Below are 14,468 nucleotides of genomic sequence, written 5' to 3'. Positions count from 1 at the left end.
GCCCATTATTTCACTAGGATGGGAATCAAGGTCACTATGCCTTAGCTCGAGCACTTGACGTGCCCGTCAGCACAAAACCGAACGTAAGGGTATTGCACAAATAGCTGAAAAGTTCAGTGCATGGACACTCGGGTGAGTCTTAGCGTCTGACTAGTGGCTCTTATTGACTATTGGAGGAAGCCAACGCCTTTAGATCCCTTTCCGTCGCGGAGAATTCGGAAATTGTCGCAGCCGAATTTCCTCGGCCGTGGATTGATAGGGGCGTTGCTTAGAACATGTAAGGGAGAAGGTCTGTCGTGACTGACCGAACGACCCCCGAATCACCTTCCACGCTGCCACCAAACTTCGAGGAATTGCAGAATTCCTGGTATCAGGGCGTGGCCAAGGTATTCGCGCGGGTGCACAAGCAAGACGTTGCAGATGTACCGCTCGATATTTGGAAACGACTGATTCAGACCACCTATGACGGTGTCGATGTTCGCCCGCTCTACACCCGCGCGGACGAGCTCGCGGAAAGCCCAGCTCCGGGCCAGTTCCCATTCGTCCGTGGCGCAAAGGTCACTTCGGACAACACCAACGGTTGGGGCGTTCGGGAAACCTTCGGTCGCCAGTACCCAGGTGAGGATGCACTTGACCCAAAGGCCGTCAACGAGACTCTGCTGACTGCCCTGGAAAACGGCACCACGGACATCCGCCTGGACTTCACCGGCTCCCTCGAAGCCGCTGATGTGCCGGCTCTGCTCAACAACGTCTACGTCGACCTTGCTCCGATTGCCGTGCATGCCGGTAAGAAGACTGCGCAGGTTGCGGAAGCACTGACGTCCTACATCGAGCAGGCAAACCCGACTAATCCGGACGCCGTCGCAGTCGAGCTTTCCGCGGCTCCGCTGACCTCCGCTTTTGCCGGTATTGACGATATTTCTCTCGACGAGGCCACGCAGCTGGCCGTCAAGGCGGCTAAGCAGCCGGGCGACGTCCGTGCCCTGCTTGTCGACGGCGTTGTTTTCTCCAACCTGGGTGCAAACAACATCCAGGAGATTGGCTACAGTCTCGCCGTTGGTGTCGCCTACTTGCGTGCGCTGACCGACGCGGGCTTGAGCGCTGAAGAAGCCCTCGGCCAGATCGCTTTCCGCTTTGCCGCTACCGACGACCAGTTCGACACCATTGCGAAGTTCCGCGCCGCTCGCGTTCTCTGGGCCCGCGTTGCTGAGGTTATCGGCGCCCCTGAAGCTGGCCGCGCTCCGATGCACGCCGTGACAGCCCCGGTCATGTTCAGCCAGCGCGATCCGTGGGTCAACATGCTGCGTGTGACTGTCGCCTCCTTCGCCGCAGGTGTCGGCGGTGCCTCCTCAGTTGAGGTTCTGCCGTTTGATTACGCAGTTGTCGGCGGCATGCCGAACGTCTCCAAGACTTTCAAGGCTCGCATCGCTCGCAACACCAATCTGTTGCTGCTGGAAGAGTCTCACCTTGGTTACGTCGCCGACCCAGCAGGTGGCTCCTACTTCGTCGAAGACCTGACCGAAGAAATGGCCGACAAGGCATGGGAGATCTTTACCGGCACTGAGGCCGGCGGCGGTTTCGCCTCCGCGGAGGCCGATATTCGCGCCGCCCTGGACGCTACCTGGGAAAAGCGCCGCGCCGACATCGCACACCGCCGCACCAAGGTCACCGCCATCAACGAGTTCCCGAACCTGGCTGAGGCCCCACTGGCTCCTGAGGCCCGCCCGGAGGGCGACCCGATTCGCCGTTGGGCCAGCGACTTCGAGGCGCTGCGCAACCGCTCCGATGACTTCCTGGCTGAAAAGGGCAACCGTCCGCTGATTGCCATGCTGCCGCTGGGTCCGCTGGCCAAGCACAACATCCGCACTGGTTTTACCTCCAACCTGCTGGCTTCCGGCGGTATCGCCGTCGCCAACCCCGGCCAGGTTGTGCCGGGCGAGGCAGGTTTCGAAGAGGCAGTGAAGGCCTCTCCGATTGTCGTGCTGTGCGCAGCCGACAGCGAGTACGAGGCCTCGGGCCAGGACGCTGTCAAGGCCGCCCGCGCCGCCGGCGCTAAGGAGGTCTTGGTGGCCGGCTCCGAGAAGAGCTTCGCCAATGCCGCTGAGGACGCTCGCCCCGACGGATACCTGAACATGACCATCGATGCTGTCGCGGAGCTGTCCCGACTGCTGAACGAACTGGGAGCGTGAAGGAAGTAATGACCACCATCCCAAATTTCGCTGACATCTCCCGCAACACCGACGACGCAGCCGCTGCCACCAACAAGGCAGCTGCCGCGGAAGCTGGTGAAGTGTGGACCATTCCAGAGGGCATCGATGTCAAGCGCGTCTACGATCGCGCTGACCGCGACGCCGCTGCTGCCGAGGGCCACCCGGTAGATTCTTTCCCGGGTATCGCCCCATTCATGCGCGGGCCGTACCCGACCATGTACACCAACCAACCGTGGACTATTCGCCAGTACGCTGGCTTCTCCACCGCAGCTGAGTCCAATGCCTTCTACCGCCGCAACCTCGCGGCCGGCCAGAAGGGCCTTTCGGTCGCTTTCGACCTGGCTACCCACCGTGGCTACGACTCGGACAACCCGCGTGTGTCTGGCGACGTCGGTATGGCCGGCGTGGCAATTGACTCGATTTACGACATGCGTGAGCTCTTCCAGGGCATTGACCTGGGCGGCGTCTCGGTGTCTATGACCATGAACGGCGCTGTGCTGCCGATTCTGGCCTTCTACATTGTCACCGCTGAAGAGCAGGGCGTTTCGACCGAGCAGCTGCGCGGTACGATCCAGAACGACATTCTCAAGGAGTTCATGGTTCGTAACACGTACATCTACCCGCCGAAGCCTTCGATGCGAATCATCTCCTCAATCTTCGAGTACACCTCGGCAAAGATGCCGAAGTTCAACTCGATTTCGATTTCCGGCTACCACATTCAGGAAGCCGGCGCGACGGCCGACCTTGAGCTCGCTTACACGCTTGCCGACGGCATCGAGTACCTGCGGGCCGGTATTGACGCTGGCCTTGAAGTTGATAAGTTCGCTCCGCGTCTGTCCTTCTTCTGGGGCATCTCGATGAACACCTTCACCGAGATCGCCAAGCTGCGTGCAGGCCGTATCCTCTGGTCTGAGCTAGTTGGCAAGTTTGGCCCGAAGAACCCGAAGTCGCAGTCCCTGCGTACTCACTCGCAGACCTCCGGTTGGTCGCTGACCGCTCAGGATGTCTACAACAACGTCGCGCGTACTGCTGTTGAGGCTATGGCCGCAACACAGGGCCACACCCAGTCGCTGCACACCAACGCACTGGACGAGGCCCTGGCACTGCCGACTGACTTCTCAGCCCGTATTGCTCGTAACACTCAGCTGCTGCTTCAGCAGGAGTCCAACACCACGCGTCCGGTTGATCCGTGGGCTGGTTCCTACTACATCGAGTGGCTGACTAATGAGCTGGTCAAGCGTGCACGCCAGCACATCGACGAGGTCGAAGAGGCCGGCGGTATGGCACAGGCCACCATCGAAGGCATTCCGAAGCTGCGTATTGAAGAGGCCGCAGCTCGTACGCAGGCCCGTATTGACTCGGGTCGTCAGGCTCTCATCGGCGTGAATAAGTACCAGGTCGAAGAGGACGAGGCCATCGAGGTTCTCAAGGTTGAGAACTCCCGCGTACGCCAAGAGCAGATTGACAAGCTGGCTCGCCTGCGCGCCGAGCGCGACGAGGAAGAGGTTCAGAAGGCACTGGCCGCTCTGACCGACGCTTGCCGTAACCCGGGTGAACCGGGGGACCTGGACAAGAACCTGTTGAAGCTCGCTGTCGACTGTGCTCGCGCCATGGCCTCCATCGGTGAAATCTCCGACGCCATGGAAGAGGTCTTTGGCCGCCATCAGGCCGAGATCCGTACTCTCTCCGGCGTCTACAAGGACGAAGTTGGCAAGGAGGGAGCCGTGTCCAACGTCTCCAAGGCCATCGCCATGGCCGATAAGTTCGAAGAGCAGGAAGGTCGCCGTCCCCGTATCTTCCTGGCCAAGATGGGCCAGGATGGTCACGACCGTGGCCAGAAGGTCATCGCGTCCGCCTACGCGGACCTCGGCATGGACGTTGACGTGGGACCGCTGTTCCAAACTCCGGAGGAGGCCGCCAAGTCGGCAGTCGACTCGGATGTCCACGTCGTCGGTGTTTCTTCGCTGGCCGCCGGACACCTGACGCTCGTTCCTGCCCTGCGCGATGAGCTGGCAAAACTGGGTCGTGAGGACATCATGATTGTTGTCGGTGGTGTTATCCCACCGGGCGACTTCCAGGAACTCTACGATGCCGGCGCCGCGGCTATTTACCCGCCGGGCACTGTCATCGCTGATTCGGCAATCGACATGATGACCAAGCTCTCTAACGAGCTGGGCCTCGACCTTGCCGTTGACGAAGAGTCCTAAATAACTACCGCATCCGCGCTGGGCTGACTGTTCAGCTCAGCGCGTTGTCGGAATTGAGAAGTAGCGATGAACGAGTATCTTGAAGAAAACCTGGGCACCCTCGTCACTACCGCTGGCACGGTCGTTGAGGGAAAGACCGCTGTAGCCCCCGAAGTCGTCCGCCGTGCGCGACGACGGATCGATGTCGACGACCTCTTTGAGGGCGTGCGGGCTGGAAACCGCACTAAGTTGGCCCGGGCAATCACGCTGCTGGAGTCGACTGCTCCGGCGCATAAGGTGCTGGCTCAGGAACTACTGGTGAAGTTGCTGCCATTTTCCGGCAAGGCCATGCGTGTCGGCCTTACCGGCGTCCCCGGCGTCGGTAAATCAACCACGATTGAAACCCTCGGACTGAAGCTGATCGAGGAGGGCCACCGCGTTGCAGTGCTGGCCATCGACCCGTCGTCGACGAAGTCCGGTGGTTCGATTCTGGGCGACAAGACCCGTATGTCCCGACTCTCGGCCGCGGATGAAGCCTTCATTCGTCCGTCGCCCTCTGCGGGCACACTCGGTGGTGTCGCCAAGGCAACGCGTGAGGCCATGGTGGTGCTCGAGGCCGCAGGCTACGACATTGTCATCGTCGAAACTGTCGGCGTCGGTCAGTCCGAGGTCGCGGTGGCCCAGATGGTGGATACGTTTGCGTTTCTGGCACTCGCCGGCGCTGGTGACCAGCTCCAGGGCATCAAGAAGGGTGTGCTGGAGATGGCCGACGTGATTTCTATCAACAAGGCGGATGGTAAGAACTTGCGCCCGGCAAAGCGCGCTGCGCGTGATCTGATGACGGCCATGAAGATGGTTCGTTCCTCAGACCAAGTCTGGACGCCACCGGTACTGACTATGTCGGCATTGGAGGACGACGGCATCGACAAGTTCTGGCAGGCCATCGAAGACCATGTCGAGGCTATGCACGAGAATCATCTCTTTGATGAAAACCGCGCTAACCAGCAGATTAAGTGGATGTGGTCCATGGTTCACGAGACGCTCTTGCAGCGGCTCAACACCAACGAGGCTGTGCAGACAGAGAGCACCCTGGTGGAAAAACAACTCCGCTCGGGGCTGCTCACACCGACGCTCGCCGCCCAGCGCATCATGGAGGCATTTGACCAGGGAAGGGCATCGAACGCCGGGCTCGCCAACTAGGTTCAGAAAGGCGCGGGGTTTTCGTCGTAAAGCGAGTAAAGCGGGCGTATCCGTGTGCGCCTACTGACCGCGGTGATGGGGCGGATCGCTGTAGAGCGTGTGTTCGGCGAAGTGGAGAGCGTTGACCACGAGGTTGGTAAGGTGCTCGTCGGGCTGAGAGTAGAAGCTAGACGTGCCCTCCTTGCGGGTCTGCACCATATTGGCCATGCGCAACTTCGCCAGGTGCTGAGAAATCGCGGGGACGGGGCGATCGAGCGCGCTAGCGATGGCGGTGACGGTCATCTCCCCGTCACGGAGGAGCGACAGGATCGAGAGACGCGTCTTGTCGGCCATCAACTTCAGTACGTTAGTGGCAACGTCGAGCTCGGTGCTCGTAGGAGCCTTCTCAGTCATTTGGAGGGGTAGTCCTTTCGAAGTCGACATGCCAAACGCTTGCGATGTTCAATGAGTTGAACCTTACTACGTATTGATACCAGTATTCAATTTCAGATGTCACAATAGGCTGTCACGAAAAGGGGAGAGTGCACCTAAGGGGCCGCGACCAAAGGTACTGAAAATTCCTTCAGTAATATCATCTGCATGGATTGGTTGATGGGTACCTTCCCGTGGCTGGTGGAGGACTTAACGTGGTGGCAAGTACTATTTTTCGCACTCGACTACACGATTAAGTTCATCGCGATTGGATGGGTGCCGGAAAACCGAAGCCCATCGGCTTCGACGGCGTGGCTGCTGCTGATTCTGCTGATTCCATTTATCGGCCTACCTCTGTTCCTCTTCCTGGGCTCGCAGCAGATTACGGGCCGTCGGCATGAGGTACAGGCACTGGCACAGGAGCTCATTGCGGAACGTACCGAGCATCTGCCCGACGTACCGGACGATGCCGAGATAGAAGATGACGTTGTCAACGTATTCAAGCTCTCGCGCCAGCTCACGGGAATGCCGGCAATTGCCAGCGCGGAAAAGGGACTTTTCACCGAATTCGACGCCTCCATTGACCGCATGATTGAGACCATCGATGCGGCCCAGAAATCAATCCACGTGCAGTCCTACATCTTTGCACTGGATTCCAGCACGGAGCCTTTCATACAGGCTCTTGAACGCGCGCACGACAGGGGACTAGAGGTCAAGGTACTGGTCGATCCAATTGGTTCGTGGAAGTACCCCGGCTACTACAAGCTGAAAAAGCGCCTGGACCAGGCTAAAATCTCCTGGCACCCGATGCTGCCCGTGAGCTTGCTGAAGCTCACCTGGCGCCGCCTGGATCTGCGTAATCACCGCAAGCTCGTAGTTGTTGACGGCGACATTGTATTCATGGGCTCGCAGAATTTGATTGAGCCCGAATATCAGAAGAAAAAGAACCATAAGATCGGCCGTCGCTGGGTGGACACGTGGATTGAGCTCGAGGGCGATATTGCGCTGGCCTTCGACGCAATTTTCGCGGTTGATTGGACCAGCGAGCTATACAAGACCCCAGACGCCACCAGGGACTATTCACTCCACAACACCGAAGTCAACGACAACTACAACGTTGTCCAGGTGCTGCCGTCGGGTCCGGGCTTCAGCACGGAGCCGAACCTGCGCGTCTTCAATAACATGATCTACCAGGCACACGAGCGGATTATCGCCGTCAGCCCGTACTTCGTCCCCGACGAATCCATGCTCATGGCGCTGACCTCTGCCGCATATGGAGGCATCGACGTCCAGCTCTACGTCAACGAAGAGTCCGATCAGTTCATGGTCGGCCACGCGCAGCAGTCCTACTACCAGGCACTGCTAACCGCTGGCGTGAAGATCTACCGCTATCCGGCGCCTGCGGTCCTGCACTCCAAGTTCATGGTTATCGACGACCGCATGGCCATGTTCGGCTCCTCCAATCTGGATATGCGCTCGTTCGGCCTCAACTACGAGATCACGCTTCTTTCCGCCGCCGGTTCCATCGTGGACAAACTGATCATGCTTGCCGACGAGTACCGCGACAAATCTTTCCTGCTCACCCAGGAGGAATGGAATGACCGGCCCCTTCGTCAGCGCTACCTGGACTCTGTTTTCCGCTTGACCTCGGCGCTGCAATAGGGCAGTCCCATTGGTCCGACAGACAAAGCAAAAATCCCGAGAGCTGCACTAATTGCAGTTTCTCGGGATTTATCTTGTGTCCGGAGGGGGACTTGAACCCCCACGCCCGTTAATAGGGCACTAGCACCTCAAGCTAGCGCGTCTGCCATTCCGCCACCCGGACCGGGTAGGAAGCACTTCCGTGCTGACCTGTGATACTGTATCCCGACTACATAATGAAACACAAATTGGCAGGTCAGAGGGGCATTAGCGCGCCAAACCTGGGTGTAATTACATCAGCGGTGTTAGCCCCGCATCCGCCTTGGATTCGCACTGAGAATCAGGCCCTGCAGATAGGGAGTCTTGTAAAGTCCCTGCAGCGCGCTCATAAAGTAGGCACACTGGTAGTTATGACTACGAATTCCAACGACACCGCAAACGACACTGCAAATGCTCCGGTTTTCCCGGGCCCAGATCCGTACGCACCGCTGAAGGATTTGCCAACCTTCGAGCTGTCCTCGCCAGATATCAAGGACGGCGTGAAGATTGCAGATGAATTCCGCGCTCCGTCGAATGTTTCCCCACAACTGGATTGGGCAAATCTGCCGGAGGGCACTAAGTCCATTGCCGTGACCTGCTTCGATCCGGATGCTCCGACCGCTTCGGGCTTCTGGCACTGGGCTGTCTTCAACATTCCAGCGACCGAAAAGGGTCTGCCACAGGGAGCTGGCTCCGAAGACGGCTCTAAGCTGCCAGAAGGCGCTATCCAGCTTGTCGGCGACTCGGGCATGCGTGGTCACTACGGAGCTAACCCACCGGCGCAGCATGCCCCACACCGTTACATGTATGCGGTGCACGCGGTCGACGTGGAGAAGCTTGAAGTTCCGGAAGATGCGACGCCGACCGTGCTTGGCTTCAATCTGTACCTCCACTCGATTGCGCGTGCCATCATCACGCCGTGGTGGGAGAACGTCGGGGAGTAGGGATACGACGCCCACACGGGCAACTCAACCGACCGGGCACGCTACTCATACAGAAAACCCCGGGGCCAGCGCCTTCATGGCCGCTGGCCCCGGGGTCACGTGTTTATTGGGTTAGGAAGCCTCAACGGCTTTCAGCAATTAACCACGCCACGGCAGACCACAGCCGACTGCCTCCGAAATGGAGTAGAATCCCTGAGCTCGAATCTGGCGAGCCAACCCTTGGTGAATGTCACGAATCCAGTCTGGACCGCCATAAATCAACGGTGTGTAGCCCTGCAGTAGGGATGCGCCGTTGGCAATCCGCTCCCACGCCTGCTCAGCAGTTTCAATGCCGCCGACGCTGATGAGAACTAGTTTGTCTCCGACGCGCTCGTGCAGCAGCTTCAGCACCTCTAGTGACCGAGCTGCCACAGGAGCACCCGAGACTCCACCGGCCCCCATCTCCGCGACCTCATCCGCGGGCGTACGCAGACCCTCACGAGAAATGGTGGTGTTGGTAGCCACAATGCCTGCCAGCCCCAGGTCAACAGCCAGGTCAGCAACTGCGATGACATCATCGTCGGAGAGATCAGGAGCAATCTTGACCAGCACCGGCGAGTCGGTCTCCTCAGTCACCGCTGCCAGAATCGGGCGCAGTGACTCCACCGCCTGAAGGTCGCGCAGACCCGGCGTGTTCGGTGAGGAGACGTTAACAACAACGTAGTCCGCCAAGCCGCCGAGCTGGCTAGCCGATTCTCGATAGTCATCGACGGCCTCTTCCAGCGGAGTCACCTTGGTCTTACCAATGTTGATACCAATCACGTCGTCACTGCGACGCGCCCGCAAGTTCTCCGCTACAGCAGCGGCGCCGGGGTTGTTGAAACCCATACGGTTCAAAATGGCGCGATCTTCCTTCAGACGGAACAGACGCGGGCGATCATTGCCCGGCTGCGGCTTGGCAGTCACGGTTCCCAGTTCCGCGTAGCCAAAACCAATTGGCCCCCAGCAATCCGGGGCAATAGCAGCCTTGTCGAAGCCCGCGGCGAGCCCCAGCGGACGCGGGAAGTCCACACCGAACACGGTTTGACGCAGCACAGCATCGTCAACAACGAGTAACTTGCTCACCGCCCGCTGTAGACTCTCCGACTTCTGCAGCCCCTTCAGGGTCTTCGAGATGGCCTCGTGAATCTGCTCCGGTGGGACCTGGAACATTGCCTTTAGCGCGAGTTGATAGGACTTGGCGCGAAGTTTCGAAGGCATCTACTTAGTCTCTCCCTCGGAGTCGTCTGCTCCCTTGGTGTCACCTGCACCGGTCGGTAGTTTATCGGCTGGTTCCCGAACCGACATCTCCTCACGAATCTTCTCTGCATCCTGCTTGAAATCAGCAATTGCCTTATCGACGTCCGCGGAGTCAAAAATCTGGGCCCCGTCACCGGTAGCCGAGAAGACGCCAATCTGGCCATCCTCGGTGGCAACAATCGACTGTGGATCTGCAACCGTGTTGATGTCCGCGACCTTGACTGGGGTACCCGAGCTGATGTCGTAGCCCGTGAGCTTGTTCACCTTCGTCGAAGTCACCCAGACAATTCCGCGCGATTCATCGACCGCTACCGCCCACGGAGCCTCCGGGGCCGGAGCTGCCTGGTGGAGGCGAATGACGTCAGTGGCAGTGTAAATAAGAAGCTGGTTGCCCTTGGTGTCTGCGGCAGCAATGACATGATCACCGGAAGCTACCTTGCCGACGCCGATGCCCGCACGCAGCGCAGAGCCAGCGCGAGACTCATCGAGCTTGAGCTCATGCACCGAAGTCTCCGGACGGTTGACCTCTAACAGCTTGACGTCCGCGTCATTGTCCGCTTTGGGAATCTCAACGAGCTGCGAACCGTTATTGGCAGCCTTGAAGTCACTGGCCAACTCGCCATCAGCGCCGAACACATCGACGACATTGCTATCCGCATGGGCACCGATGATGCGACCGCCTTCCAGGCCAACTGCGGCGGAGTAGTTGGTGCCACGGCCGACAACGGCCGTTTCCGTAGCCTGGTCAGTAATGACGTGGATGCCATCTTCACACGGCAGCAGAGCGTTAGGGCCGCCCGGCGCGAGCTCACCACACTTCGCGTCCAGCTTCATTGATCGCTCAATTGGGTTATTCAGCGGACCGGCAAAGATCTTGTCCCCGGCCTTCAGGACAACTCGGTCGCCGACCAACACGGCATCGGTAACGTCCTCATCAATCTTCTTGGCTCTACCGATAGCAGTATCGGGAGCAGCGGGTGAAGCGGCCGGCACTGGCGTGGCGTTGCCCATTCCGGCATCGATGTCTCCTTCCACATCGGAGGAGCACCCTGCCAGGACCACTGCGCTAGCGGAAAGCCCCGCTAGAAGGGAGGTTATGACACGTCGACGACTGTTTTCACTCACGCTATAGAAACTACCACCCCGGCCTGATTACTTTGTGGACGCCTCCAGCCGTGGGAGGCTCTCGCATTCGTTGTGCCTTATAAGTCTTTATAAGAATGCGGTTACTGATTACAGCGTGACGTCGTCAAGCGCGTTGCAAATCTGCGGTGGCAGCGTGAGTTGTTCGGCGGTGAGGTTTTCGCGTAGCTGAGCGCGGTCTCGAGCGCCAACGAGGATCGAGGTGACGCCCGGCCGATCGCGTGCCCAGGAAATCGCTGCGACGGCAGCACTGACGCCGAGCCCCTTGGCTGCGGTGGTCAGCGCGCCTGCAACCGTGACGCCGCGCGTGTCGAGATAGTCCTGTACCTCTGCGTCGGCGTGTTCGGAAGCAGCGCGGGAGTCCTCGGGAATGATGTGCTGGTATTTGGCGGTCAAAACGCCTTGGGCCAGTGGGGCGCCACCGATAAAGCCGAGCCCCAAATGCTCACAGGCGGGCAGTAGTTCAGCCTCAGGGCTTCGCTGGAGCAGCGAGTACTCATGCTGTGCGAACACCGGAGCGATTCGATCCGCGGCGGCATGCGTCACCGCCGCCTGCCAACCGCTGTATCCACGCACTCCGGCGTAACGTACTTTCCCCGTGAGCACAGCCCATTCCAGGGTATCGGCGACCTCTTCCGGTGGGGTCAGCCCATCCCAGTAGCCGGGCGACCACAGATCAATGTGTTCGACGCCGAGGCGTGCGAGCGTATCGTCGAGGTCCTTTTGCAGTGTCTTACGCGAGCAGTCCACGCGCCTGCCGACGGGCCGCTCGGGGTGTATGCCAGATGCGACCGAGAGCACCAATTCGTCGGCGACACCGCGCTTTGCGATGACTGCACCCAGCATGTCGGCAACAGTGTCGCCGCCGTGGAGTGGGGAAGCGTCGACAAGGTTGCCTCCGGCGTCGAGGAAGTCCGTCAGGATGCGTCCGGCTTCGTCTTGCCTGGTACCCGCACCCCAGGTGGCCGTACCCAGCCCCAAGGCGGAGACGCGTAAACCGCTGTTGCCCAGAATTCGTTGTTGCACGATTTTTACTTTAGGACACCCGTGTGCGGTCGCGGGAAAAGTTCCGCGGGAGAGGTCTCGCTATCGCCGCACCGAAACCTCGCTATAGCCACAACACAAACCGGACGAGTAGCCTATACACCCGTGACTATCATGACGACACTAAGCGCCTCAGCGGATACCGCTGCCGATACCGCCGGCACCGGCATGACCTGGGCGCAGATGATCATCCTGTCCGTAGTGCAAGGTTTGACGGAATTTCTCCCGGTGAGTTCCTCGGGGCACCTTCGGATTGTCTCCGAGCTGCTGTGGGGCCAGGACGCCGGCGCATCCTTCACCGCTGTGGTGCAGCTTGGTACCGAATTGGCTGTGTTGGTGTTCTTCGCTAAGGACATCTGGCAGATCCTCACTGGCTGGTTTGCCGGTCTGTTCAATAAGGAAGCCCGCGGTTTCAACTACCGCATGGGGTGGATGGTGATTGTCGGCACGCTGCCGATTGCCATCATCGGCGTGCTGGGGAAGGACCTCATCCGCGATAACCTGCGCAATCTCTGGATTACAGCCGCTGTGTTGGTGCTTTTCTCCTTTGTCTTTATCGCCGCAGAGAAGTTCGGCCGTCGTGAGCGCAACTATGAAGAGCTGACCATGCGAGATGCCATCGTCATGGGTTTCGCGCAGTGCCTGGCGCTCATTCCGGGTGTGTCGCGCTCGGGCGGTACGGTGTCTGCCGGCCTGTTCTTGCACTTGGACCGAGAGGTTGCAACGCGCTTTTCCTTCCTGCTGGCTATCCCCGCTGTTTTCGCTGCTGGAATTTTTTCGCTTCCAGACGCGTTTGACCCTGCGGCGGGACAGGCCGCTAGTGGAGCGCAATTGGCCATCGGTACGCTGATTGCCTTCGTCGTCGGCTATGCGTCTATTGCATGGCTGCTGAAGTTCGTGTCGAACCACTCCTTCGCTTGGTTCGCCGCGTACCGCATCCCGGTCGGTTTGATTGTTATGGTGTTGCTCGGCTTCGGCACGATCAACGCTGTTTAGTGAGGTAGTGAGTATTTAATGCATTCGTGGCCCCAACCACAGGTTCCCAGTCTCGGCGATGCGCGTTTCGATGTGTTCAACCGCGCCAGCAATACAGGTAAGGCGCATTCGCTTGACGACGAAAGCTCAACATCGGTACCCCTACGCCTCTACGACACCGCGGATCAGAAGGTCTCCCAGGTGGAAGCGGGACCGGAGGCGACCATGTACGTGTGTGGCATCACACCCTATGACGCCACGCACCTGGGGCACGCAGCAACCTACCTCACCTTTGATCTGATTTACCGTCAGCTGCTGGATAATGGACACTCGGTGCATTACGTGCAGAACATCACCGATGTCGATGACCCGTTGTTCGAACGTGCGGAGCGCGATGGGGTGGACTGGCGCGAGCTGGGCACCTCGCAGATTGATTTGTTTCGCTCGGATATGGAAAACCTGTCGGTGATTCCACCGCGCGACTACATCGGCGCCATTGAGTCCGTGGGCGAGGTCGTGGAAATGGTCGAGAAGCTGCTGGAGAATGGCTCGGCCTACCAGCTCACCGATGACGAGTACCCGGATGTGTACTTCCGCAAGAGTGCCACTGAGAACTTTGGTTACGAGTCCAATTACTCGGCAGAGCAGATGGCGGAGTTCTTTGCGGAGCGCGGTGGCGACCCGGATCGCCCGGGCAAGGAGGACCCACTGGACGCGCTGGTGTGGCGTGCCGCTCGCCCCGGGGAGCCAAGCTGGGAGGCTCCTTTTGGTGCGGGCCGGCCGGGTTGGCACATTGAGTGCTCGGCGATTGCCACCAACCGCCTGGGTAAGAGCTTCGACATTCAGGGCGGTGGCTCGGATCTCGCGTTCCCGCACCACGAGTTCTCGGCGGCTCACGCTGAAGCCGCTACTGGCTGTGCACGTATGGCGCGCCATTATGTTCACGCTGGCATGATTGCGCTCGACGGCGTGAAGATGTCCAAGTCGCTGGGCAACCTGGTGTTTGTCTCCAAGCTGGTGGCCGCCGGCGTCGACCCGAGTGCTATTCGCATTGGCGTCTTCGCCAGCCATTACCGCTCTGATCGCGATTGGTCGGACGAGGTGCTGGAGGCGGCCAAGGCACGTCACGAGGCCTGGCGTGCGGCTTGCGCAACTACAAAGACTGCCACCGATGAGAAGGCTGTGAGCGCAGCAGCGGCACTGGTTGCCGATGTGCGCGCAAGCCTGGCCAATGACCTGGATACGCCGGCTGCTCTGGCCGCTATCGATGCCTGGGCTGCGGAGTGGTCCTCGGATACCAGCAACAAGGCAGATGCTGGCACAGTAACCGGCGCAGCGGGTGCCGGAGAATTCGTTGCCGCCGCGCTGGACGCGCTGCTTGGCGTTAAAATTTGAGC

General features: G+C 59.6%; 11 protein-coding genes and 1 tRNA gene. 7 read left to right on the top strand and 5 right to left on the bottom strand.

The window, feature by feature from the left end; genetic code table 11:
* Nucleotides 1-296: 296 nt before the first annotated feature.
* The 3 genes from CRD13_RS00525 (at nt 297) to meaB (ending at nt 5,596) form a co-directional block, all read left to right on the top strand.
* Complete coding sequence (locus tag CRD13_RS00525) at nt 297-2,189, top strand: methylmalonyl-CoA mutase family protein (protein ID WP_048734125.1); 1,893 nt, start codon at nt 297-299, stop codon at nt 2,187-2,189.
* 8 nt (nt 2,190-2,197) lie between these two features.
* Complete coding sequence (gene scpA, locus CRD13_RS00520) at nt 2,198-4,417, top strand: methylmalonyl-CoA mutase (protein ID WP_005510731.1); 2,220 nt, start codon at nt 2,198-2,200, stop codon at nt 4,415-4,417.
* A gap of 66 nt (nt 4,418-4,483) precedes the next feature.
* Nucleotides 4,484-5,596, top strand: a complete 1,113-nt coding sequence (meaB, locus tag CRD13_RS00515) for a methylmalonyl Co-A mutase-associated GTPase MeaB (protein WP_048734122.1) — start codon at nt 4,484-4,486, stop codon at nt 5,594-5,596.
* Between the two features lie 60 nt (nt 5,597-5,656).
* Here meaB and CRD13_RS00510 read toward each other — a convergent pair whose 3' ends face one another.
* Nucleotides 5,657-5,989: a metalloregulator ArsR/SmtB family transcription factor gene (locus tag CRD13_RS00510; protein WP_070643490.1), complete on the bottom strand. Its 333-nt coding sequence runs from the start codon at nt 5,987-5,989 to the stop codon at nt 5,657-5,659.
* Nucleotides 5,990-6,175: 186 nt separating this feature from the next.
* Between CRD13_RS00510 and cls the strand changes: the two genes are divergently transcribed.
* Complete coding sequence (cls, locus tag CRD13_RS00505) at nt 6,176-7,669, top strand: cardiolipin synthase (protein WP_070547124.1); 1,494 nt, start codon at nt 6,176-6,178, stop codon at nt 7,667-7,669.
* 77 nt (nt 7,670-7,746) lie between these two features.
* Here cls and CRD13_RS00500 read toward each other — a convergent pair.
* Nucleotides 7,747-7,832: transfer RNA gene (locus CRD13_RS00500), tRNA-Leu, on the bottom strand.
* Between the two features lie 226 nt (nt 7,833-8,058).
* Between CRD13_RS00500 and CRD13_RS00495 the strand changes: the two genes are divergently transcribed.
* Nucleotides 8,059-8,631 (top strand): YbhB/YbcL family Raf kinase inhibitor-like protein, encoded by a 573-nt coding sequence (locus CRD13_RS00495; RefSeq protein WP_187401167.1) that lies wholly within the window; start codon nt 8,059-8,061, stop codon nt 8,629-8,631.
* A 138-nt stretch (nt 8,632-8,769) separates the two neighbouring features.
* Here CRD13_RS00495 and CRD13_RS00490 read toward each other — a convergent pair whose 3' ends face one another.
* The 3 genes from CRD13_RS00490 to CRD13_RS00480 form a co-directional block, all read right to left on the bottom strand.
* Entirely contained in the window at nt 8,770-9,870 is a 1,101-nt protein-coding gene (locus tag CRD13_RS00490; protein ID WP_016422783.1) for a quinone-dependent dihydroorotate dehydrogenase, read from the bottom strand.
* A complete protein-coding gene (locus CRD13_RS00485) occupies nt 9,871-11,034 on the bottom strand; it encodes a hypothetical protein (RefSeq protein ID WP_187401166.1) in 1,164 nt (387 codons plus the stop codon).
* Between the two features lie 108 nt (nt 11,035-11,142).
* On the bottom strand, nt 11,143-12,078 hold the full coding sequence (locus tag CRD13_RS00480) for an aldo/keto reductase (RefSeq protein ID WP_016422785.1): 936 nt from the start codon (nt 12,076-12,078) through the stop codon (nt 11,143-11,145).
* Between the two features lie 132 nt (nt 12,079-12,210).
* Between CRD13_RS00480 and CRD13_RS00475 the strand changes: the two genes are divergently transcribed.
* Together CRD13_RS00475 and mshC are read left to right on the top strand one after the other, a co-directional pair.
* Nucleotides 12,211-13,092, top strand: a complete 882-nt coding sequence (locus CRD13_RS00475; RefSeq protein WP_187401296.1) for an undecaprenyl-diphosphate phosphatase — start codon at nt 12,211-12,213, stop codon at nt 13,090-13,092.
* An 18-nt stretch (nt 13,093-13,110) separates the two neighbouring features.
* Nucleotides 13,111-14,466: a cysteine--1-D-myo-inosityl 2-amino-2-deoxy-alpha-D-glucopyranoside ligase gene (gene mshC, locus CRD13_RS00470; RefSeq protein WP_070604591.1), complete on the top strand. Its 1,356-nt coding sequence runs from the start codon at nt 13,111-13,113 to the stop codon at nt 14,464-14,466.
* Nucleotides 14,467-14,468: the final 2 nt, after the last annotated feature.

Source organism: Corynebacterium sp. LK26, from assembly GCF_014335085.1.
GTDB lineage: Bacteria > Actinomycetota > Actinomycetes > Mycobacteriales > Mycobacteriaceae > Corynebacterium > Corynebacterium jeikeium_D.
The sequence above is the reverse complement of the archived record's forward strand: the minus strand, read 5'-3'. Positions and strand labels throughout refer to the sequence as shown.